The organism is Rothia sp. (in: high G+C Gram-positive bacteria), assembly GCF_015265375.1.
Lineage (GTDB): Bacteria > Actinomycetota > Actinomycetes > Actinomycetales > Micrococcaceae > Rothia.
Genome location: NZ_JABZXW010000010.1, coordinates 1 through 21804, shown reverse-complemented (window position 1 = coordinate 21804; position 21804 = coordinate 1). Strand labels below are relative to the sequence as shown.

Genomic DNA, 21804 nt, shown 5'->3' with positions numbered 1-21804 from the left:
GAGGGAACGGGCATTTTCTTTGTCTGAAGCAGCACTTACGGGCTGTCTGTCGCTGATGCTCTTGACGCTCAGCTTGAGGCGGCAGAACCCGAAAAGCTACCGTTGGGAGCTACTTCAGCGCGTTACTTCTGAGCAGTACTACTTTTGCGCCTTGGCAATAGCTTCCATCAGCACCTGCGCGTAGAGCTCCTGACCGGCAGCCTCCGGGTGCACGCCGTCGGAAGCAAGAAGACCACTCTGAGTCTGCAACGCCTGGCGAATCGCAGAGTTCCAATCCGCAATAATCACGCGGTCAGAATGCTGCGCCGCAAACTCGCGAATCTTTCCATTCGAGTAATCAATCCAGGTCAGGTTGCGCGGGCCGTAACCGGTCACCAGCACCAGCTTAGAACCGGCAGGCATAGCCGCCAGAACCTCGTCGAGCTGACCGTCCAGAATGGTCGAGTTCGCGGTCACCGACAGCACGAAGGTCTTACGGATCTGGCCGTTGGCACCCATGGACTTAATAATCGGCAGAGCCTTGGCGATGGTTCGTCCCTCCGCCGCGTCGATGGATGCCTCGGGCATCTTGTCGTACAGCTCGGGGGATACCGCGACCACAATGGAGTCACCCACAACGGTCACCTGCGAAGAGTTCACCGAACCGGTTGCAGCCTTCGACGCGGAGGGGCTAGCAGAAGCCTTCGCATCCTTATCTGCGGCGGATGCGCTCGGGTTTGCCGATGCGCTCGCAGCCTGTGCCTCCTGGCGTGCCTTCAGGCGCTCAGCGGCGGCACGCTTGCCGTCCTCAACGGACTGCTGTGCGGCGGTCATCGCCGGAGCAGTGTGCACCGCCAGGCCGGTCGAAGCAGCTGCCACAACAACAGCCAAAACCACCGAAACCGGCAGGAACTTAGTGCGCGAGGACTGGAACGCCGCCACCGCACGGTTAGCGCTACCACGGAAACCGTAGCGGCGAATCGGGGTCTCAACCCAACGGTACGACATCTCCGCAATTGCGAAGGTCGCCACCAAAACACCCACGTTCACCAGCGGGGAACGGTCCGCACCCAGCAGGTAGTGCATGACCACGGCGAGCGGCCAGTGCCACAGGTACAGGCCGTAGGAGCGTTCACCCACCCAGCGCAGGGGCGCGAAGTTCAGCAGGCGGCGCAGCATCTCGGAGGCGCCAGCGAGCATGTCAGGCAGCATGCCCTGAATCACGCCCAGTGCCAGCAGGGAGGCGCCGAACAGGCCCCAGGGAATCGCACCGGGTGCCGACTCGGGAACCAGAATTGCGTAGGGAATCAGCGCGAACAGGGACAGCCAGCTGATCATGACGCGGGCGAACGCGACCAGGCCGAAGGGCTGAGCCACGCGGTACAGCACGGACTGCTGCAGCGGCGGATACAGCGACCAGGGGCGCGCAAACGCCAGCAGGGCGCCGAGCAACAGGCCGTACAGGTGAGTGTCGGTGCCGTAGTAGACGCGGCTGATGGGTGCGCCGGACATCAAAAGAGCGGTAGCAACGCTCAGTGACGCAATAATGCCCAGCACCATAACCACGCTAAAACGACGCCAGCGGCGGCGCAGCAGCAGGCCAGCAGCAACAATCAGCAGCGGCCAGACCACATAGAACTGTTCTTCCACCGCCAGCGACCAGAAGTTCGTGAAGAGCTCCGGGGAGGTCTGTGCGAAGTAGTCGTTACCGGCAAAAATGGAAATCCAGTTGGACGAGAAAGTCGCCGCACCGGCAAGCTGACGGCCCAGGTTCACCTGAATATCGCCGCCAATGAGCAGGCTGACCGGTCCCATGACCAGAATCAGCAGGGTAATGGCGGGAAGCAGTCGGCGGGCACGGCGAATCCAGAAGCTGCCCAGGGCAATTTTGCCGGTGAGCGCACCCTCCCGCAGAAGCAGGGAGGTAATCAAGAAGCCGGAGATGACGAAGAAGATATCCACGCCAATCATGCCGCCGGGTAGTACGGTGGGCCAGAAATGGTACACCATCACGAGGAGCACAGCGATTGCTCGCAGGCCGTCCAAACCCGGCAGAATATAACGCCGGTTAGCCTCATCTGGACGCACGGAGGTGGTAAAGAGGGACTTCATACTGTCTGTGTACTCCGTAGGACGGAAATTATAGAAATACTTCCTAATTATATGTTTGTTCTCTTTAGACGACGGATAAATGCCCTTATATGACGTATATAAAATGTCACCTTTTGGGTGATTAGGCCTCACCGGGTATCTCACACCGTGTGTACGATAGCGTGCGCCGCGCCCACACGGGGGATAATAGAGGCTGTACGTCACAGTGTCTGCCCCATCGTCGGGGTGCTAATAAGTTACGGAGGAGAGAAGATGGCCCACGAGGTTGACGAAAAAATCTGGAAGGTAGCGGTACTCGGTGCTGCAGGCCGTATGGGTTCCGAGGCGGTGCGCGCCGTCAACACCTCCGCAGACATGGACCTGGTGGCGGCACTGGGCCGCGGCGACGACCTGCAGGAGCTGGTCGATGCCGGCGCCGAGATCGTGATTGACCTGACTGTTCCCGAATCCAGCGAGGCGAACGTGCGCTTCGCGGTGGAACACGGCATGCACGCGGTGGTTGGTACGACCGGCTGGACCCCCGAACGTCTCGACTCCCTGCGCGAGCTGCTGGCTGAGCACCCCGAGGTGGGCGTGCTCATCGCCCCGAACTTCGCGATTGGTTCGATCCTGGCGACCGAGTTCGCGGCGAAGGCGGCACGCTACTTTGAGTCTGTAGAAATCATTGAGATTCACCACCCGAATAAGGTGGATGCCCCCTCCGGCACCGCGGTGCACACCGCCCGCAAGGTTGCCGCCGCCCGCGCGGAGGCTGGCGTGGGTGCAAGCCCGGATGCCACCACCTCCGACCCGCTGGGTTCGCGCGGCGCCGTCATTGACGATATTCACGTGCACGCGGTGCGTCTGCGCGGCATGGTGGCGCATCAGGAGATTCTGCTGGGTGACCCCGGTCAGCAGCTGGTGATTCGTCACGATTCCTTTGACCGTGCCTCCTTCATGCCCGGCGTGTTGCTGGGCGTGCGTGAGGTGGCGGCGCATCCGGGTTTGAGCGTGGGCTTGGACGCCTACATGGATTTGTCGTAGGGGAGCGCAATGTCTGAACAGACTTCGCCCGAGAACTCGCAGGTATCTTCCGAGGCTCCTAGCCCCTGGTGGACGTCGCTGCGCCTGTGGACCGTCTGTGCGTGTGTGCTGATGGTTCTGACCGTGCTGATTCTGCCGCTACCTCTAGCGGCGCGTGCCTCTATTCTGGGCGTGCTGATTTTTAGTGCCGTCTTCGTGACGGTGGATGCAGGCGGCTGGGGTAAGACTTTCGCGGCGCTGACCTGTGCACTGTTGGCACTGTACCTGGTGCATATTGCGCAGCAGGGCTTTGTGATGCTGACCTCCGGCTCTGTGGCTGGCATGGTGCTCGGCGCGGGTATGATTCTGCTGCCGATTCTGGGTGCCTGGGCGCTGGTGCGTGAGGTGCTTTTCGGCGCTCGTATTCAGCGTATGGCTCAGGAGCTGGCGGCTTCGGGCGAGCTGGCTGAGGACACCCTGCCGCGCACCCCTGCGGGTCGTGTGGATCGTGAGGCTGCGGCGGTGGAGTTTGAGAGCTTCGCCGCGGCGGTGGAGCAGAACCCGAATAGCTGGAAGGCGTGGTTCAACCTGGCGTGTATGTACGATGCCGGTGGTGAGCGCAAGCGTGCCCGCGCGGCGATGCGTAATGCGTGGGCGTTGCGTTCGGGCGGTGCAGCGAAGGGTATGCGGTAGGCGCTGTCCTTGGCAGTCCGTAGCCGGTACCGCATTTAGTTTCGGTATGAGGCTGATAACGCCGAGGCTGTGTGCCCGGTTTCATAGGCTCTCGCGGAAGTACCGCGGGTTTGAAAGAGTCCGAATAGTAGAACACGTATGAAAATTTATGCGTTCTATAGCAAAAATCTGCATTTCGGGCGTACTCTGGACATATGTCTGAGAACCTTTCGAACCCCGGTACTTTTGTTGAGCCCGTCTTCGGTCGCCTCCTGACCGCAATGGTGACCCCCTTCGCCAAGGACGGTTCCGTTGACGAAAAGCAGGTCGCGGACCTGGCGAACTACCTTGTGGAGAACGGCCACGACGGTCTGGTGGTCTGCGGTACCACCGGTGAATACTCCACCATGACCGATGACGAGAACGAGCGTGTCTTCCAGATCGTGAAGGACACCGTCGGCTCTCGTGCGAAGATTATTGCCGGTGTTGGTTCGAACGACACCGCACACACTATTGAGCTGGCGCACCGCGCCGAAAAGATTGGTGTGGACGGCCTGCTGGTCGTAACCCCCTACTACAACAAGCCGACTCAGCCGGGTGTCTACGCCCATTTTGCGACTGTTGCTCAAGCAACTGAGACCCCCGTCATGCTGTACGATATTCCGGGTCGTGCGGGCATCCCCATCGCACCCGAAACCTACCGCCGCCTGGCAGAAATTGATAGTATTGTAGCGGTGAAAGACGCCAAGGCAGACTTCGGCGCCGCAACCGAAGTCATGGCAACCACCGACCTGCACTACTACAGCGGCGATGACGGACTGACCCTTCCCTGGATGGCAATGGGCGCCGTCGGCCTCGTTTCGGTGACCGCACATGTGGCACCCGCACTCTTCCGTGCCCTGATTGATGCTGTTGTTGCACAGGATTTGGTGGAGGCGCAGCGTCTTCACCTGGAACTGACTCCGATTGTCCGCGCAACTATGGGCCGTGCGCCCGGTTGCGTTGCCGCCAAGGAAATTCTTTCCTGGCAGGGTGTGCTGGATGAGCCCGTCGTTCGCCTGCCGCACGTACTCTCCGAGCCGGAGGTGGCACAGGCTATGCGAGCTGACCTGCTCTCCTCGAGCATCGCTCACACCCTCAAGAACTCCTAAACTTTGACGCATACCCGGCGCACGCAATAGCGTCGGGAGCGTATATATAGAGGAATTCGGCTACCCTACGCCCCGCTTTCGGGGCGAGTGATGTAGCCAACGGATGCGGACTCCACACCTAACACTAGGTGAGGGGTCCGCTCTGGCGTATTGTCGCGGTTTACCGCCCAATGATTCGGCTCCCACTCAGACAGGGGCCCAACTTAGTCAGAGGCACCCGAGCACTACGCCCCGAATACTTTTGAATACTTTCGGTGATTTGGACGCACCGGCAGCACCACCGCCTCGGCACATGAGAGTCGGCTGGGGTGCTTGCGGTACGAAGCGTCGCCTACGAATCACAGACATCACAAGAAAACATAGAAGAAAGAGGAGACACACGATGAGCGTCTTTGAAGCGAATCTTCCCCTGCCTCCCCGCCTGAAGAAGGACACCCTGCGCGTGGTGCCCCTGGGCGGTCTGGGCGAAGTCGGTCGTAACATGACCGTGTACGAAATCAACGGCAAGCTGCTGATTGTTGACTGCGGCGTGCTCTTCCCCGAAGAGTCCCAGCCCGGCGTGGACCTGATTCTGCCCGACTTCAGCTACATTGTCGACCGTCTGGACGACGTGGTCGCCATGGTGCTGACCCACGGCCACGAGGACCACATCGGTGCGGTTCCTTACCTGCTGCGCCGCCGCCCCGACATCCCCCTGGTCGGCTCCGAACTGACCCTGGCGCTGGTCGAGGCGAAGCTCGCCGAGCACCGCATCAAGCCCTACACCCTCGCGGTGAAGGAACACCAGGTGGAGCGTTTCGGCCCGTTCGAGTGCGAGTTCGTTGCTGTGAACCACTCGATTCCGGACGCACTGGCTGTTTACATCCGTACCAAGGCTGGCAAGGTTCTGCACACCGGTGACTTCAAGATGGACCAGCTGCCGCTGGATGGCCGCATCACCGACCTGCGCCACTTCGCTCGCCTGGGCGAGGAGGGCGTGGACCTGTTCCTGCCGGACTCCACCAACGCTGAGGTTCCCGGCTTCACCCCGACCGAGAAGCACATCGGTCCGGTGCTGTCGAACGTATTCCGTGACGCGAGCGGCCGCATCATTGTGGCGTCCTTCTCCTCGCACGTTCACCGTGTGCAGCAGGTTCTGGACGCAGCCGCTGAGCGTGGCCGCAAGGTCGTGCTCGTGGGCCGCTCCATGGTCCGCAACATGACCATCGCTGAGAAGCTGGGCTACCTGAAGGTTCCCGCCAACGTGCTGGTGGACCTGAAGAAGGTTGACGACTACCGCCCCGACCAGATCGTGATGATGTGCACCGGTTCGCAGGGCGAGCCGATGGCGGCACTGTCGCGCATGGCGAACGGTGACCACAAGATTCAGATTGAGCCCGGCGACACCGTGGTGCTCGCCTCCTCGCTGATTCCCGGTAACGAGACCAGCGTCTTCCGCATCATCAACGCCCTCATGAAGCTGGGCGCTAACGTGGTGCACAAGGGCAACGCGAAGGTTCACGTTTCCGGTCACGCTGCCGCGGGTGAGCTGCTGTACTGCTACAACATTCTCAAGCCGAAGAACGTTATGCCGGTTCACGGCGAGGTTCGCCACCTGATTGCTAGCGGTGACCTGGCGATGGAGACCGGCGTTCCGAAGAAGAACGTGCTGCTCTGCGAGTCCGGCACCGTTGTGGACCTGCGCGATGGCGTGGCGTCCGTGGTGGGCGAGGTTCCCTGCGAGTACCTGTACGTTGACGGCCGCTCCGTCGGTGAGGTCACCGAGAGCGACCTGAAGGACCGCCGCATCCTGGGTGAAGAGGGCTTCGTGTCCATCGTGACCGTGGTGGACCGCGCAACCAAGCGCGTGGTGACCGGCCCGGATATTCACGCTCGCGGTATCGCGGAGGACGACGCGGTATTCGACGAGATCGTTCCGAAGATTACCGCCGCCCTGGAGGATGCTCTGCACCGCGCACCCGAGAAGGTGCACACCGTGCAGCAGCTGCAGCAGATTGTGCGCCGCACCATCGGTGCCTGGATTTCTCGCCGTCTGCGCCGCAAGCCCATGATCGTTCCCGTGGTTGTTGAGAACACCTCGAAGGCCGCGAAGAACTAACACTCTGCGCGAGGCTAGCTGCCTGTCATAGCGAAAAGGCGGGGTCGATACGTTGTGTCGGCCCCGCCTGCTGTGTATCTGCCGAACGTATGCGCGAAAGCTACGCGAAAGCGAACGCGGTAGGGGAGAAGCGCCTCATCAGCGCCCTATCAACGCCCTCACAGACACAGGGCGGGGCACACTTTTTAGCTCACTGATAACGAAAGAATCGGTACATTAACGGGAAGGTTGATACCCTAAAAGGTATGGCTCCACGGACCACGAAGGGTCGTAACACGACCTCTACTAAAGCAAACACTAAGAAGACCACCCGCAAGCGCACCACCTCCCGAGGCGGTGCCCAGCGCGGTGCCAACGCGGCGAACCCTGTAGCGGGTGCTATCTCCTCCGTCTGGCTGAGCATCGCTCACGCTATCGGTGGGCTCTTCCGCTCCATCGGCGCGGTGCGCACCGACCTTGCGCCCGAAGACCGCCGTGACGGCGGCGCGCTCACCATCCTGCTGTTCGGCCTGATTAGCGCCGGAGTGGAGTGGTACAACTGGCGTGCCCACACCTCCCTCGGTTTGTTGCGTGCGCCCCTGGACGCCTGGCACACCATGCTGGGCGGTATTTTCGGTCAGGGCGCCCTGCTGGTCCCGGTGCTCTGCCTCATCATGGCGTGGTGCGTTTTCCGTGGACCCGACCTGATTAAACGTAATAACCGCGTGGCGTTGGGCTCCTTCATCATCCTGGTGGCGACCTCCCTGTTCTTTGCTCGCCATGCGGGTCACCCGACCTTCGCGGATGGTTTTGACGCCGTCTGGGCTGGTGGTGGTGTGGCTGGCGTGCTGCTGGGCACCCCCATTGTGCGTGTGAGCGGCGGTATTGCGTTCGTTGAGATTCTGATTCACCTGCTACTGGGTATTGCCGGTCTGATGGTTCTGACGAATACCCCGATTCGTCAGGTGGTGCCGCGTACTTTGCACCTGGTCGGTCTGGCTCTGGGTGAGAAGCCGAACGGCACGACTCGAACCTCCGTTAAGGACAGCCCTTCGGATGCGACTCAGACCGTGGACCTGAACGCTGAGGAGCATGACCGCAGCTACCTGTACGGTGACGATGAGAAGCCGGCACGCACGCCTCAGAAGTCTGGCGGCCTGTTCGCTCGTCTGCGCGGCTGGTTGGGCATTGCTCCCGCTACGTCGACCGATTCTTCCCTGGACGAGTACGCCGGTGATGAAGCATTCGTGAGCGCCGTGGTGGATGAGACTCACCCGGAGACCACGCAGATGCCGGTACAGCCGGAGGACTCCGCACAGGATTCTGCGCAGGCATCCGCTCAGCAGACGCGCCCGGCGGCTAAGCCGAACCGTCTGTCCCGTCTGCCCGGTCGCCTCAATCAGGCACCGGCCGCGCAGGGTGCGTCAGCCCAGGGTACCTCTGCACAGAACGGCGCTTATTCGAGCAGCCCTGACCTCTTCGACGTTGAGGCGTCGGATGCGCCCGCAGCCCGCCTGGATCAGGTGCAGCGCGCCGCTGTGGCGAACGGCCGCGTGAACCGTATTCCTGGCGAGGAGCCTCTCTTTGATGTTGAGGCATATGACGGCTTCGGCGCTTCTGAGGAAGCTGCACCGCAGACTAAGCCGCACCAGGTGGTGAACCCTGCGCAGTCTGCCGCCTCGGCTTCCGCGTCCCAGGCTCCTGCCGCACCCGCGGCTCAGCCTCCGATTCCGACCCGCATGCACTCGCCGGGTGCTCACCCGAAGAACGCGGCTCCCGCGGCTTCGCGAGCGCCCGAGGCTGGCGCATCCCGCCCGCTGCAGAACAATACTCAGGTGGCGACCACCGAGCGGGCGCGCGGCGAGCAGGTTGTGCAGTCCTCCCGCGGCGCGTACGTGCTGCCTTCTGAGGAGATGCTGGTTTCTGGCCCGCCCGCTAAGGAATCCTCCGAAGTCAACGAGCACGTGGTTGAAGCTTTGACGAACGTGCTGGAGCAGTTCAAGGTGGATGCGCAGGTCACCGGCTTCTCGCGCGGCCCGACCGTGACCCGCTACGAGATTGAGCTGGGTCCCGCCACGAAGGTGGAGCGCGTGACCGCGCTGAGCAAGAACATTGCGTACGCTGTGGCGAGCCCGGATGTTCGTATTCTGTCCCCGATTCCGGGTAAGTCCGCAATCGGTATTGAGATTCCGAATACGGACCGCGAGACCGTGGCCCTGGGCGACGTGTTGCGTTCCCCGCAGGCTCACGCGAACCAGCACCCGATGGTCATGGGTGTGGGTAAGGACGTTGAGGGCGGCTTCGTGCTGGCGAACCTCGCGAAGATGCCGCATATGCTGGTCGCCGGTGCGACCGGTGCCGGTAAGTCCTCGTTCGTGAACTCGATGATTACCTCGATTCTGATGCGTGCAACCCCGGACCAAGTGCGCCTGGTGATGGTTGACCCGAAGCGTGTGGAGCTGACTGCCTATGAGGGTATTCCGCACCTGATTACGCCCATCATTACGAACCCGAAGAAGGCTGCTGAGGCTCTTCAGTGGGTGGTTCGTGAGATGGATGCCCGCTACGACGACCTCGCCCACTACGGCTACAAGCACGTGGACGACTTCAACAAGGCGGTGCGTGAGGGTAAAGTTCAGCCCGATCCCGGTAGCAAGCGCACGGTGCACGAGTACCCGTACCTGCTGGTGATTGTTGACGAGCTCGCCGACCTGATGATGGTCGCCCCGCGTGACGTGGAAGAGGCGATTGTTCGTATTACGCAGCTGGCGCGTGCGGCGGGTATTCACCTGGTGCTGGCGACCCAGCGTCCGTCGGTGGATGTGGTGACCGGTCTGATTAAGGCGAACGTTCCGTCTCGTATGGCGTTTGCGACCTCCTCGGTCACTGACTCTCGCGTGGTGCTGGATCAGCCCGGCGCGGAGAAGCTGATCGGTCAGGGTGATGCGCTCTTCCTGCCGATGGGTGCTTCGAAGCCGATGCGTGTTCAGGGTGCGTGGGTGTCTGAGTCTGAGATTCACGCCGTGGTTGAGCACGTGAAGAAGCAGGCGCCGACCATCTACCGTGAGGACGTGATGGTCTCTGCCGCGAAGAAACAGATTGATGAGGAAATCGGCGATGACCTCGACGATCTGCTGCAGGCGGCGGAGATTGTGATTACGACCCAGTTCGGTTCGACCTCGATGCTGCAGCGTAAGCTACGCATGGGCTTCGCGAAGGCTGGCCGCATCATGGACCTGCTGGAGTCGCAGGGCGTGGTGGGCCCCTCGGAGGGCTCGAAGGCACGTGAGGTGCTCATCCGCCCGGATGACTTGCAGGCGACCCTGGCGCGTATTCGCGGTGAGGAGCCTCCGGCTGCTGACCCTTACGCGAATGCCGTGGACCCGGGCGAGCCGGTCACCGACTATTTCGATGAGCCCGATGATGAGGGCTCGGAGGACGCCTGGCAGCTGACCGGCCGCTAGCCCCTCAGCGCCCTATCCATTCGGCTGAGTCCACTCAGCTGAGTGAGCGTGCGACATGCACCCCGTATCATCCCTGTGATGTCTGCTACGGCACACGTATAATGGACGGTACGGGGTGTTTGCGTATCCCCGATACGTTTAGGTGTCGGTGCGTACGCGGTCTCTCACCGTCGAAAGCCATCTACCCGTAAGGAGCCGTTATGAGTGAAGCTCGCAATTCCGCACCCGCCGGTGCGGTCAGCACAGCGAAGCCTTCGAACTGGAATGTGCCGAATGTGTTGACGGTTCTGCGTATTATTGCGGTTCCTTTCTTCATTGTTGCCCTGGTTGCGGGCGGTACTTTTGGTGCCGCTGATCCGACGCACCGCTGGCTGGCGTGGATTATTTTTATTCTTGCTATGCTCACGGACTGGGCGGATGGCTACCTGGCGCGCTCGCGTAACCTGATTACGAGCTTCGGTAAGATTGCTGACCCGATTGCCGATAAGTTCCTCACTGGCGCGGCGTTCATTGTGCTGTCGGCGCTGGGCGAGCTGTGGTGGTGGGTCACGATTGTGATTCTGCTGCGCGAGTGGGGCATTACGATCATGCGTCTGTTCGTCATTAAGTACGGTGTGATGGCCGCTAGTAAGGGCGGCAAGATTAAGACCGTTCTGCAGACGGTGGCGCTGGTGCTGATGCTTCTGCCGCTGGGTCAGCTGGGTATCGGTTGGCTGATTCCGGGTTGGGTTCTGATGGGTGCGGTCACCGCGATTACCGTGTGGACCGGCCTGGTGTATGTGCGTGATGCGTATATTTTGCGTCGTAACTGGTTGCAGGCTCAGGCCTCCCAGAGCGGCGGTCACTAGATGCGAGGGGAGTGGCGTGTGCTGCTCCCCTTCGCTGTACCTGCGGCGCGTTGTGTGCCGCGTGAGGTTTTGAGCGGCGGTTCGCCGCTGAAAGGAGAGAATAATGGTTCCCCTCGTACTTGAAGATGCTCTGTCCCTTGAGCTTTCCTCCGCTGAGGTTTTCTCCGGCACCCCGGAGGCGGCGGCGCTGCTACTGCGTGATGCGGTGCGGTTGCGCGCCTCCCAGGAGGGGCCGGTGCAGGTGGCGACGGCGGAGTCGCTGACCGGCGGGGATGTTGGCGGCGCGATTTGTACGGTGCCGGGCGCATCCGCGTATTACCGTGGCGGCGTGATTTCCTACGCCTACGAGGTGAAGGCGCAGGTGCTGGGCGTGGATGCTCAGCTGCTGGCGCGTGAGGGTGCGGTGCATCCTGCGGTGGCGGTGCAGATGGCTGTTGGCGCGGTGCGTGTGTGCGGTGCCGACTATGCGGTGTCGACTACGGGCGTTGCCGGTCCCGATCCTGCGGATGGGCAGCCGGTGGGCACGGTCTATATTGGCGTGTGTTCCCCGGGCGGTTCTGAGGTGTTTGAGCGCCACTATTCGGGGGATCGCGCGCAGATTCGTGCGGCGGCGAGCGCGGATGCGATTGCTCTGCTGGCGCGTGCGGTGCGTGGCGGTGCCGACGGTGTGCTGGAGAACGAGTTGGCGTAGCGTGCCGGGCTGTGCGGTACCTGGCTGAGAAAAAAATTTTACGGTTCAAATATATTCACAGGGTTCTCTCAGCTCCGCAGGAATAAAGGCATAGGTTCGCCTGTTTGAATAGATACAAGCCGTAAGAAGAGGACGAAAATGGCGAGGCTCCTAGCTCATGCCTCAAAAATCAGTTAGGCTTAACTCTGTACAGTCCCGCAGGTCGGGAATACCTACTCAGGAAAGTGATATAGAAGCTCATGGCTAAGCAGCGCGTATCGATTAATGGCATTACTAAGTGGAAGGAAATCGAGGAGACCCCCCGTCAGGTTGCCCCGGTCGTTGAGGAAGCTAAGGTTGTTCCCCTGCGACAGGCAATCGGTGAGGTTCTTCGCGATGTTCGCCAGCGTCAGGGCCGCACCCTGCGCGAGGTTTCCCAGCGTGCCCGTGTTTCTCTCGGTTACCTGAGCGAAGTTGAGCGCGGTCAGAAGGAAGCTTCCTCCGAACTGCTGGCGTGGATTTGCCAGGCTCTGGACATTCCGATGTCCCAGATGCTGCGTGAGGTTGCCGACCGTATGGCGGTTCTCGAGGGCGTTCAGATTCCGGATACTGTTCCGGCTGAGATGTCTGAGCAGTACAAGAGCGATTACTACATTCTTTCGAAGTAATGCGAGGCGGCACATGCCGTGCTAAAACGTGAAGCGATGCCGTGCATCCCCGTAAGGTGGGTGTGCGGCATCGCTTATTCTCGGGTTTACTCTGGATTATTTCTCGGGTGATGTGACGAATTATGAAGCGAACTAGCGGTGAAGCGTAAGGAGTGCTTGTGAAGCTGAGCGAATTTTGGGCATGCATGGAGTATGAGTTCGGTGCCGGGTATGCGCCGGTGCTGGCGCGGGACTTGGTGCTGGGCTCTCTGGGGCATGTGACCGCTGCGGAGGCGCTGGACCAGGGCGTTAATCCGAAGGATGTGTGGCTTGCGATTTGTGATGAGCAGGAGATTCCGCAGGAGCGCCGCCTGGGCCCGGATAAGGAGCCGCTGCGCTAAGTAGCGTGGGTGGCATTGCCTACCGTAGGGGCGGGGCATCCTATGTGTTCGAGTGCTAGCGCTCGCGCGGGCGGTATTTTCGAATAATCAGCCGGAATTTCGGGGTTTTTCGAAAATATATGCCGAAACCCTATCCGATTCATTCGAAACTAGGTCGTAATTTTGTTCGATTCGTGCTAGACTTTTCCACATCAGGAATTTTTCGGAAAAATCTTCAGAGTTTTCCACAGATTTTAAAAAATGGCCTTATCCTGTCAGGCTGTGACCCTAGAGTAGTCTCAGAAGGAACCGGTAGGCCACAACCTTCAAGGTCTCGATTACGAGTCCCACCGATTCCGAAGAAACATTACTCCCGTCAACCACTGACAACACAAAGAACGAGGTACTACCGTGGCTAAGAACACCAAGTCTCAGAGCGTAGCTCGCGTTCCCGAAGAGGGTCGCGCCAAGGCACTTGAAGCCGTGATGGCACAGATCGACAAGAACTACGGCAAGGGTGCAGTCATGCGCCTGGGTGATAAGGAAACCACCAAGACCGAGGTTATCTCCACCGGCGCTATCGCCCTGGATGCCGCTCTGGGCATTGGCGGTCTGCCCCGCGGCCGCGTTATCGAGATTTACGGTCCCGAGTCCTCCGGTAAGACCACCGTCGCACTGCACGCGGTAGCGAACGTTCAGAAGGCAGGCGGCGTGGCAGCGTTCATCGACGCCGAGCACGCACTGGACCCGATTTACGCGGCAAAGCTGGGCGTGGACATCGACCAGCTGCTGGTTTCTCAGCCCGACACCGGCGAGCAGGCACTGGAAATCATGGACATGCTGGTTGGTTCCGGCGCCGTTGATATCGTGGTCGTCGACTCCGTGGCAGCACTGGTACCCCGCGCCGAAATTGAAGGCGATATGGGTGACTCCCACGTGGGTCTGCAGGCTCGCCTCATGAGCCAGGCTCTGCGTAAGATTACCGGCCGCCTCTCCGCAACCGGCACCACCGCAATCTTCATCAACCAGCTGCGTGAGAAGATTGGTGTCTTCTTCGGCTCCCCCGAAACCACCACCGGTGGTAAGGCGCTGAAGTTCTACGCTTCGGTCCGTATCGACATTCGCCGCATTGAGACCCTCAAGGACGGCGCTAACCCGATTGGTAACCGCACCCGAGCCAAGGTTGTGAAGAACAAGATGGCTCCGCCCTTCAAGCAGGCTGAGTTCGACATCCTCTACGGTGAGGGCATCTCCGTTGAGGGTGGCATCCTTGACCTGGCGGTGGAGAATGACATCGTCAAGAAGTCCGGCGCATGGTTCACCTACGACGGTGAGCAGCTGGGCCAGGGCCGCGAGAACGTTCGTAAGCTGCTCAAGGACAACCCCGAGCTCACCGAGGAACTGCAGTACAAGGTTCTGGTGAAGCTGGGCATCATTGAGGAAGAAGCTGACGAGCAGGCAGCCGCTGAGTCCGAGGGTAACGACCCGCTGGACGAGCTGGCTGAGGAGTTCTAAACCGGCTCGCGTAGATTCTTGCTAACGCCACGACTGAATTGCCGTGTGCTGTGCATTCCGCACGGTGCACGGCAATCTGTCGTTAACGGGAGTAACGGAGCGCTGGGACAACGCCTAGATACAATGGGGGAGCGCCGTATAGCCCGGCGCACGGGTCATCAAGCGATTCGACACAGGGGAGAGGAGGAACTGAACATGACGGAACAGAACGGTCATAAAGAGCGCGAGCAAAATAGCGCGCGTGACGGCGACGCCGGTTTTGCGGCGCTGGATGCGACCGAACCGCACTTTGGTTCCTCAGCTCTGCAGGGTTCAGCCTTCGAGAGCTCTGACTTCTCTGCGCCTGTTTCCTTTGAACCTGTTGCCCCGCCGGTTGAAGTAAGCGGCTTCGAGGCGCTCAGCTTCGAGGCGCCCGCGCCCCTGGCGGAACCCACCCTCAACTGGAAGGTGCCGCAGACTACCCCTCCTGCTGTTCTGGAGCCCGCGCCCGCTGTGCCGCAGACGGTGGAGCCTCCGTATGCGGATGAACCCTCGTATTCGGATGAGCCGCCCTACCCCGAGGAGCCTCCGTACGAGGATGAACCCCCGTATCTGGACGAGCCTCCCTACCCTGAAGCAGAGTACGCGGGGTGGGTACCCGCGGACGAAGCGGCACCCGCAGAAGCGGAGAAGCCCGCGTCCCCGAAAACCTCGCCCCAAAAGCCTGCACAGAAAGCGCAGCAACCCGAAAAGCCTGCACCCAAGAAGTGGGCGCGGAACAGAGCCGCGGACCCGGTAGTCGCTGAGGAGTTCCCAGACTGGCACCCCGCCGCGCACGGTTTTGTCGAAGAAAGCATCGCCCGCGATACCGGCAACGACTACGCGGGTGAGTTCCGCGTACCCGAGCTACCCCTGCAGGCTGTGCCCGCCAACTCTGAAGGTGGCGACTCTGAGGAAGACGGCGAATCGCCGCGCCGTAGCCTGCTCGTTGACCCGAACCTGCCCGCCGTCTCCATCGACGAAGCACCCCAGCGTGCGTTCACCCCCGGCGGTGCCGAGCCGCGCCCCATGGCGGCAGGCCGTATGAGCCGAGCCGGTGCCGCATCCATCGGATCGGGGCTCACCGCCGAAGAGAAGGAAGAGATCGAGAGGCAAGCCGCTCAGCGGGATAAGCAGAAGAAACGCAAGTCTTCGCGAGCCTCCAAGAACACCGACTACAAACGTGGATTCCGTCGCATGAGCGCGGCGCAGGAAGAGAAAATGCGGAGCCGTTCGCCCTATGCGCCCGCCTTCGGGGTTCGAAGTGACGACGAGGAAACCCGCAATAGCACCACACGCCGCGGCTCGGGGAGCAACCTATTTAGGGAGGGAAGCGCCTTGAACGAAGAACTTACCCCCGCCGAAGAAGCCCTCATCCGCGGTATTGCCGAGGAAGAGGCGCAGGGCGTCGGCACCGGAAAGCGCCGCGCCGCTTCAGGTAATTCTCGAGCGCACGGTTCTCAGCCGGGTAGCTCTCAGAGAGGAAAGGCTTCCTCACAGGCGGAAAGCAACGTGCCCTCCTGGAAGCAGAAGGTGCGTGCCGCCCGCGCCGCCGAGGAAACAGATCCTTACACTCGCGCTAAGACCATCGTGTACAACCAGCTGGCGTACTCGGCAAAAACCCGAGGTCAGCTGCGTAAGAAGCTCCAGGCGGGAGGCTTTGAGGCTGAGCTCATTGAGCCGCTGCTCGATAAGTTCGAGGCGGCAAAACTCATTGACGATGCCGAATACGCCCAGACGTTTGTGGCGCAGAAGAGTCGTACTAAGAAGCTCTCCCGCGCCGCGCTTCGCCGTGAGCTTGCTGAACGCGGGGTGCGCGGTGAAGAAGCGGAGAACGCCCTGGCACAGCGCACCGACGAGCAGGAACGCGAGGACGCCGCCGAGCTGGTGCGTAAGAAGTTGCGCCCCGGCATGGACCTGAGCGACCGCGCCGAAAAGGATAAGGTCACCCGCCGCCTGCTGGGGATGCTCGCGCGCCGCGGATACTCCTCCTCGGTGTCGATGTCGGTGATTCGTGAGGAGCTTGCCGCCTACGGCGCGGAGGACGAGCTCTGGTAGAGAGCGAATAAATACGCTCCGCACGCACGAATAGACCCACGCCGGGGTGACCGCGAAAATAGGCACAATAAAGGGTGAGCCCGCTACAGACACACTCTGTGGCGGGCTCACCCTTTACGCTTTTGAGTTTTATCAAACGCCTTGTCGAAAGCTATATCTGCTCTCTATTCTGCTGTCTAGTCAACAGCGCCCAGACGCTCCGCGAACTCGGCGAGGGTTGCATCCTGAGAACCGGCAATCTCCAACAGCAAGCGCATTAGTTGCGCACCCTCACGGCGAATACGCGGCAACAAGCCGGAACGCGCCGAAGAAGAGTAGAGCTCCAGCAGCGCGCACACGGTCACCGCTGCGCACACGGCAAGGTCTTCCGCCAGGTGCTCATCCAGCGGCGCGTCCTCAAAGAGCGCAGAGTACAGCGCCGGTAGCGCCTTCTTCCGGTCCACCCGGTAGCGCGGGTACTCCGGGGAGGAGGGGAAGCCCAGCATCGCCTCAACGAAGGGGAATCCGCGGTGGTGCAGGCAGGTGCCCTCCGCGTCGACCATGCGCACCTGCGCGCCGTCTGCCGAACCAATCAGTACGTTCTGCGGCGAAAAATCGCCAGACGAGAGCATGTAGACACGTCCGCGGTTGAGCTTGAACTGCTCGGGTACCGGCGGGCGCTTGGTAAAGAAGGGCTGCAGGACGCGGCGGAATCGGAAGGACAGCTCCTCAACCGCGGCGGGAAGAACGGGCGCATCCTCATGCTCAGCGGAGGTAGAGACGGGGGCGGAGTCAGCACCGTGCTCGGGGGCACGCGCCTCATCGGCCACGCCGTACAGCTTCTTCAAACCGCGCTCAGCCAAACCCGGCGAGGCAATAGCGCCCGGGAACTGCGCCTTACGGTCAGCGCGCGCCAGGTTCAGGCGGTAATCCTCCACCGCCTCGCCCATAATGCCGCTGGCGGCAAGGGAACGGTACGCCTCAATGTAGTAGCTCAGCGCATCCAGCGCCTGCTCCTCGGTGCCCTCCAGCAGGGCGTGCGCGACCGAATACTGCTCGCCCTCAACGGTTCCGGCACTCACATCCTCCAGCGCCAGCACACGCAGTTCAGCGTCCGCACCGTATAGCTGCGGGAACAGACCCGGAACCTGCTGGTTCAGCGCCTCCAGACCGTAGCGCTCGCGCAGGTACCCGAAACCGCCCGCGTTCACCGTCGAATCCTTACGGCGGTAACGCTTCACAATAATCGAGGTCGGCAAAGACTGGACAGATTCGAAAGACTGGGCAGACTCGGCCGCAGGCTCATACGCCACACGCACCACAACCGAACGCATGCCGGTACCCAGAATCTGCACGCGCTCCACCGCGCGACCAGCCACCTGCTCCAGGGAATGCGCCCAGCAGAGTAGCTGCATCAGGTTCTGACGCATCGAGGCAGAATCAGCGCTCGCCTGAGGCGGCACGGGGGAGTAGGCGGCAATCGCCTCCTCAATGAGGGTGTTCAGAAGCTCCCCGTCGGGGGCGGGAGCGGAAGAATCGTTCGGTGACAGAGCCGGAAAGTTACTACTAAGGGAAACCTGCATAGAGCCATTATCCCCCATCGGATACCCTATAGGGCATGACTTCGACCCTCAGCGATTCCGCCCAGACCCCCGAAACCAGCCCCCGCACCTACGAAGTGCGCACTTTCGGCTGCCAGATGAACGTGCACGACTCCGAACGAATGTCCGGCCTGCTGGAGGCTAACGGCTACGTTCGCGCTGAGGAAGGCACCCAGCCCGATCTGGTGGTTTTCAACACCTGCGCGGTTCGCGAAAATGCTTCCAACCGCCTGTACGGTCACCTTGGCCAGCTCGCGCCGGTCAAGCGCGCCCACAAGGGCATGCAGATCGCTGTGGGCGGCTGCCTGGCGCAGAAGGATCAGGACGCCATCATCGAGAAGGCGCCCTGGGTTGACGTCGTATTCGGTACCCACAATATTGGTTCCCTGCCGGCGCTGCTGGAGCGCGCCCGCCACAACCATGAGGCACAGGCTGAGCTGCTCGAATCCCTCGAAGTTTTCCCCTCCACCCTGCCCACCAAGCGCGATCACGTGTACTCCGGCTGGGTGTCTATCTCTGTGGGTTGTAACAACACCTGCACCTTCTGCATCGTGCCGTCTCTGCGCGGTAAGGAGAAGGACCGCCGCCCCGGCGACATTCTCGCTGAGGTTCAGGCGCTGGTCGACGACGGCGCTATCGAGGTGACCCTGCTCGGTCAGAACGTGAACTCCTACGGCGTGGAGTTCGGCGACCGTCAGGCGTTCTCCAAGCTGCTGCGTGCCTGCGGCGAGATTGAGGGCCTGGAGCGCGTGCGCTTCACCTCCCCGCACCCGGCAATGTTCACCGACGACGTGATCGACGCGATGGCGGAAACCCCGAACGTCATGCCCGTGCTGCACATGCCGCTGCAGTCCGGCTCCGACAAGGTGCTCAAGGACATGCGCCGCTCCTACCGCTCCAAGAAGTTCCTGAACATTCTGGACAAGGTACGCGAGCGCATCCCGAACGCCGTGATTACCACCGACATTATTGTGGGCTTCCCCGGCGAGACCGAAGAGGACTTCCAGGAGACCCTGAAGGTTGTGGAGCAGGCTCGTTTCTCCTCCGCGTTCACCTTCCAGTACTCGATTCGCCCCGGCACCCCGGCGGCGACCATGGAGAACCAGATCCCGAAGGAGGTCGTGCAGGAACGCTACGAGCGTCTGATTGCTCTGCAGGACCGCATCGCCGGTGAGGAGAACCGCAAGCAACTCGGCAAGACCGTTGAGCTGATGGTCGTTGCGGAGGCTGGTCGTAAGGCCGACCAGACTCACCGCCTCTCGGGCCGCGGCCCGGACCAGCGCCTCGTGCATTTCTCCGTGCCCGAGGGTTGCGAGACTCCCCGCCCCGGCGACATGGTGACCGTGCCGATTACCGAGGCTGGTTCCTTCCACCTGATTTCTGACCCGACCGCCGAGCAGTACCAGCTGCGCCGCACCCGCGCCGGTGACGCGTGGGACCGCTCCCAGGCGGATTCCTGCGGTACCGGCACCACCCAGGTTCCCGGTGCGCCGGTGGGTCTGGGCATGCCGACCATCGGTCTGCGCCCCTAAAACCTATATCGAATCATGCGCCCTGTTCTTCGGGCCCTCATCCTCACCGCGAGTGGGGCAGTGGGAACCGGTAGAATGGGGCGCATGACTATCTCCGAAACTCTGCCCGTTATCGCTATTGTGGGCCCGACCGGCACCGGTAAGAGCGCGCTCGCCATTGAGCTGGCTCTGCGCCTGAATGGTGAGTGCATTAACGCTGATTCTATGCAGTTCTACCGGGGCATGGATATTGGTACCGCGAAGGTCACTGCGGAGGAGATGCGCGGCGTTCCGCACCACCTACTGGACATTATGGATGTGCGGGATGAGGCGTCCGTGGCGGAGTTTCAGGAGCGTAGCCGTGAGCTGATTGAGCAGATTCGCGGCCGTGGTCGCTACCCGATTCTGGTGGGTGGTTCCGGCCTGTATGTGCGTGCCGCCCTGGATAAGTTGGAGTTCCCCGGCACGGATGCGCGGGTGCGTGAGCGTCTGGAGGAGCAGGCACGTACCGAGGGTATCGGTGCTCTGCATGCCCGCCTGGCGGAGGTGGACCCGGAGTCGGCGGCGCGCGTGAAGGATGAGCGCCGCATTATTCGCGCCCTGGAGGTGTTCGAGGTGACGGGCCGCCCGTTCTCGGCGTTTATGCCGGTGCGCGAGTACGTGACGGAGAGTATTCAGATTGGTCTGGATATGGATCGTGCCCTGCTGCACGAGCGTCTGCACCGCCGCGTGGAGCTGATGCACGAGCGCGGCCTGCTGGACGAGGTGCGCACCCTGAACGAGCAGGGACTGCAGGAGGGGAAGACCGCTTCCCGCGCGATTGGTTACGCGCAGTTTGCCCGCGCCCTTGAAGATGAGGATTACAGCGTGGAGCAGGCGATTGAGGATACGACGATTGCCACCCGCCAGTTTGCACGCCGCCAGCTGACCTGGTTCCGCGCGGACCCGCGCGTGCACTGGCTGGACGCGCTCTCACCCACCCTTGCCGACGAAGCGGAAGCCATCATCCGCGAAAGCACCCGATAAGCCACAATAACGAGCCGCAGCCGAACAGATACCTCGTCGAGTCGGTCGGCGCGGTAAAATCATAAACGGACAGGTCACCAACCTTAAGGACAGCATATGAGCGAGAACCCTTCCATCTGGGGCGAGCTGGCAGGCCTGACCCTCACCAAGGGTCACGGCACCGGTAACGACTTCATTTTTCTGACGGACGAGAACGCAGAAATTGCCCTCACCCCCGAGCTGGTAGCCCGTGCCTGCGACCGCCACTTCGGCATCGGCGCGGACGGCTTCATTCGTGCTGCCCGCAGCACCGCCTCCCGCGCGGGCCAGAAGCTGCTCGAGGAGCACCCGGACGCTGTCTGGTTCATGGACTACCGCAATGGTGACGGCTCTATCGCAGAGATGTGCGGCAACGGCGTGCGTGCGTTCGTGGAGTACCTGCGCACTGAGGGCCTGATTGAGCTTGAGGTGGGCGAGACCGTCAAGATCGGTACCCGCGCCGGCGTGAAGACCGTCGCACGCACCGAAGAAGGCTACGCGATTGACATGGGTCCGTGGAGCTTCATCCACGGTGACGCTGCCCGCGAGGGCGGCGAGGACTGCCTGGTGTCTGCTCGCGGCCTGAAGACTCCGCGTGCTGGCCTGTCCATTTCGATGGGTAACCCGCACACCGTGGTGATGCTCGGCTCCGACGGTAAGCTGGACGGCCTGGACCTGCACAGCCTGCCGCAGGTGAACCCCGCCCCGGTCAACGGCACGAACGTTGAATTTGTGGTGCCGGTCGATGTGGATACTGAGAGCGGCACTCAGGTAGGCGCTATCCGTATGCGCGTGCACGAACGCGGCGTGGGTGAGACCCTCTCCTGCGGTACCGGTGCGTGTGCTGCGGCTGCGGCGACCCGTTTCTGGGGCGGAGAGGAAGCTCCGGATGAGTGGCTCGTGCACGTGCCCGGCGGTACCCTCGCGGTGACTTTCGTACTGGGCCCGGATGACCTGGAGCATGTTGTTCTGGCTGGTCCGGCGCAGATGGTTGCAACCGTCGTGTTGCGATAGTCTGCTGCGATAGCGAGCAGTCCTCGATAGAGACTTAGATATATAAAAGCGGCGGGTGTTTT

The 21804-nt window shown here is 61.6% G+C and carries 16 protein-coding genes; 14 read left to right on the top strand and 2 right to left on the bottom strand.

Annotation, left to right across the window (positions count from 1 at the left end; genetic code table 11):
- Positions 1-138: 138 nt before the first annotated feature.
- Positions 139-2091, bottom strand: coding sequence for an acyltransferase family protein (locus tag HXO69_RS02660; protein ID WP_296545155.1), 1953 nt, complete (start codon positions 2089-2091; stop codon positions 139-141).
- 252 nt (positions 2092-2343) lie between these two features.
- Here HXO69_RS02660 and dapB point away from each other — a divergent pair, with 252 nt between their 5' ends.
- The 11 genes from dapB to HXO69_RS02605 all read left to right on the top strand — a co-directional run bounded on the left by dapB (position 2344) and on the right by HXO69_RS02605 (position 16593).
- On the top strand, positions 2344-3114 hold the full coding sequence (dapB, locus tag HXO69_RS02655) for a 4-hydroxy-tetrahydrodipicolinate reductase (protein ID WP_296545154.1): 771 nt from the start codon (positions 2344-2346) through the stop codon (positions 3112-3114).
- A 9-nt stretch (positions 3115-3123) separates the two neighbouring features.
- Positions 3124-3786 (top strand): tetratricopeptide repeat protein, encoded by a 663-nt coding sequence (locus tag HXO69_RS02650; RefSeq protein WP_296545152.1) that lies wholly within the window; start codon positions 3124-3126, stop codon positions 3784-3786.
- Between the two features lie 194 nt (positions 3787-3980).
- Positions 3981-4916, top strand: a complete 936-nt coding sequence (gene dapA, locus HXO69_RS02645) for a 4-hydroxy-tetrahydrodipicolinate synthase (RefSeq protein WP_070600699.1) — start codon at positions 3981-3983, stop codon at positions 4914-4916.
- Positions 4917-5298: 382 nt separating this feature from the next.
- Positions 5299-7014 carry a ribonuclease J gene (locus tag HXO69_RS02640; RefSeq protein WP_005507894.1) on the top strand — a complete coding sequence of 572 codons (1716 nt, stop codon included), beginning with the start codon at positions 5299-5301 and terminating at the stop codon, positions 7012-7014.
- Positions 7015-7259: 245 nt separating this feature from the next.
- Positions 7260-10457, top strand: coding sequence for a DNA translocase FtsK (locus tag HXO69_RS02635; RefSeq protein WP_049345101.1), 3198 nt, complete (start codon positions 7260-7262; stop codon positions 10455-10457).
- Between the two features lie 200 nt (positions 10458-10657).
- Positions 10658-11305 (top strand): CDP-diacylglycerol--glycerol-3-phosphate 3-phosphatidyltransferase, encoded by a 648-nt coding sequence (pgsA, locus tag HXO69_RS02630; protein WP_296545149.1) that lies wholly within the window; start codon positions 10658-10660, stop codon positions 11303-11305.
- A gap of 100 nt (positions 11306-11405) precedes the next feature.
- Entirely contained in the window at positions 11406-11996 is a 591-nt protein-coding gene (locus HXO69_RS02625; RefSeq protein ID WP_296545175.1) for a CinA family protein, read from the top strand.
- Positions 11997-12235: 239 nt separating this feature from the next.
- Positions 12236-12643 (top strand): helix-turn-helix domain-containing protein, encoded by a 408-nt coding sequence (locus HXO69_RS02620; RefSeq protein ID WP_005507109.1) that lies wholly within the window; start codon positions 12236-12238, stop codon positions 12641-12643.
- A 158-nt stretch (positions 12644-12801) separates the two neighbouring features.
- Complete coding sequence (locus tag HXO69_RS02615) at positions 12802-13023, top strand: DUF3046 domain-containing protein (RefSeq protein ID WP_296545147.1); 222 nt, start codon at positions 12802-12804, stop codon at positions 13021-13023.
- 390 nt (positions 13024-13413) lie between these two features.
- Positions 13414-14517 carry a recombinase RecA gene (gene recA / locus HXO69_RS02610; RefSeq protein ID WP_070643892.1) on the top strand — a complete coding sequence of 368 codons (1104 nt, stop codon included), beginning with the start codon at positions 13414-13416 and terminating at the stop codon, positions 14515-14517.
- A 195-nt stretch (positions 14518-14712) separates the two neighbouring features.
- On the top strand, positions 14713-16593 hold the full coding sequence (locus tag HXO69_RS02605) for a RecX family transcriptional regulator (protein WP_296545145.1): 1881 nt from the start codon (positions 14713-14715) through the stop codon (positions 16591-16593).
- 176 nt (positions 16594-16769) lie between these two features.
- Here the strand turns inward: HXO69_RS02605 and HXO69_RS02600 are convergent, their stop codons facing one another.
- A complete protein-coding gene (locus HXO69_RS02600; protein WP_296545143.1) occupies positions 16770-18155 on the bottom strand; it encodes a hemin ABC transporter substrate-binding protein in 1386 nt (461 codons plus the stop codon).
- 35 nt (positions 18156-18190) lie between these two features.
- Between HXO69_RS02600 and miaB the strand changes: the two genes are divergently transcribed.
- The 3 genes from miaB to dapF all read left to right on the top strand — a co-directional run bounded on the left by miaB (position 18191) and on the right by dapF (position 21742).
- Positions 18191-19705: a tRNA (N6-isopentenyl adenosine(37)-C2)-methylthiotransferase MiaB gene (miaB, locus tag HXO69_RS02595; RefSeq protein WP_294645162.1), complete on the top strand. Its 1515-nt coding sequence runs from the start codon at positions 18191-18193 to the stop codon at positions 19703-19705.
- An 84-nt stretch (positions 19706-19789) separates the two neighbouring features.
- Positions 19790-20710, top strand: coding sequence for a tRNA (adenosine(37)-N6)-dimethylallyltransferase MiaA (gene miaA, locus HXO69_RS02590; RefSeq protein WP_407072254.1), 921 nt, complete (start codon positions 19790-19792; stop codon positions 20708-20710).
- Between the two features lie 96 nt (positions 20711-20806).
- Positions 20807-21742: a diaminopimelate epimerase gene (gene dapF / locus HXO69_RS02585; protein ID WP_049355146.1), complete on the top strand. Its 936-nt coding sequence runs from the start codon at positions 20807-20809 to the stop codon at positions 21740-21742.
- Positions 21743-21804: the final 62 nt, after the last annotated feature.

Bases quoted from the DNA above. Each gene is read 5' to 3' on its own strand.
- HXO69_RS02660 (WP_296545155.1), bottom strand. From the start codon at position 2,091: ATGAAGTCCCTCTTTACCACCTCCGTGCGTCCAGATGAGGCTAACCGG.
- dapB (WP_296545154.1), top strand. From the start codon at position 2,344: ATGGCCCACGAGGTTGACGAAAAAATCTGGAAGGTAGCGGTACTCGGT.
- HXO69_RS02650 (WP_296545152.1), top strand. From the start codon at position 3,124: ATGTCTGAACAGACTTCGCCCGAGAACTCGCAGGTATCTTCCGAGGCT.
- dapA (WP_070600699.1), top strand. From the start codon at position 3,981: ATGTCTGAGAACCTTTCGAACCCCGGTACTTTTGTTGAGCCCGTCTTC.
- HXO69_RS02640 (WP_005507894.1), top strand. From the start codon at position 5,299: ATGAGCGTCTTTGAAGCGAATCTTCCCCTGCCTCCCCGCCTGAAGAAG.
- HXO69_RS02635 (WP_049345101.1), top strand. From the start codon at position 7,260: ATGGCTCCACGGACCACGAAGGGTCGTAACACGACCTCTACTAAAGCA.
- pgsA (WP_296545149.1), top strand. From the start codon at position 10,658: ATGAGTGAAGCTCGCAATTCCGCACCCGCCGGTGCGGTCAGCACAGCG.
- HXO69_RS02620 (WP_005507109.1), top strand. From the start codon at position 12,236: ATGGCTAAGCAGCGCGTATCGATTAATGGCATTACTAAGTGGAAGGAA.
- HXO69_RS02605 (WP_296545145.1), top strand. From the start codon at position 14,713: ATGACGGAACAGAACGGTCATAAAGAGCGCGAGCAAAATAGCGCGCGT.
- HXO69_RS02600 (WP_296545143.1), bottom strand. From the start codon at position 18,155: ATGCAGGTTTCCCTTAGTAGTAACTTTCCGGCTCTGTCACCGAACGAT.
- miaB (WP_294645162.1), top strand. From the start codon at position 18,191: ATGACTTCGACCCTCAGCGATTCCGCCCAGACCCCCGAAACCAGCCCC.
- miaA (WP_407072254.1), top strand. From the start codon at position 19,790: ATGACTATCTCCGAAACTCTGCCCGTTATCGCTATTGTGGGCCCGACC.
- dapF (WP_049355146.1), top strand. From the start codon at position 20,807: ATGAGCGAGAACCCTTCCATCTGGGGCGAGCTGGCAGGCCTGACCCTC.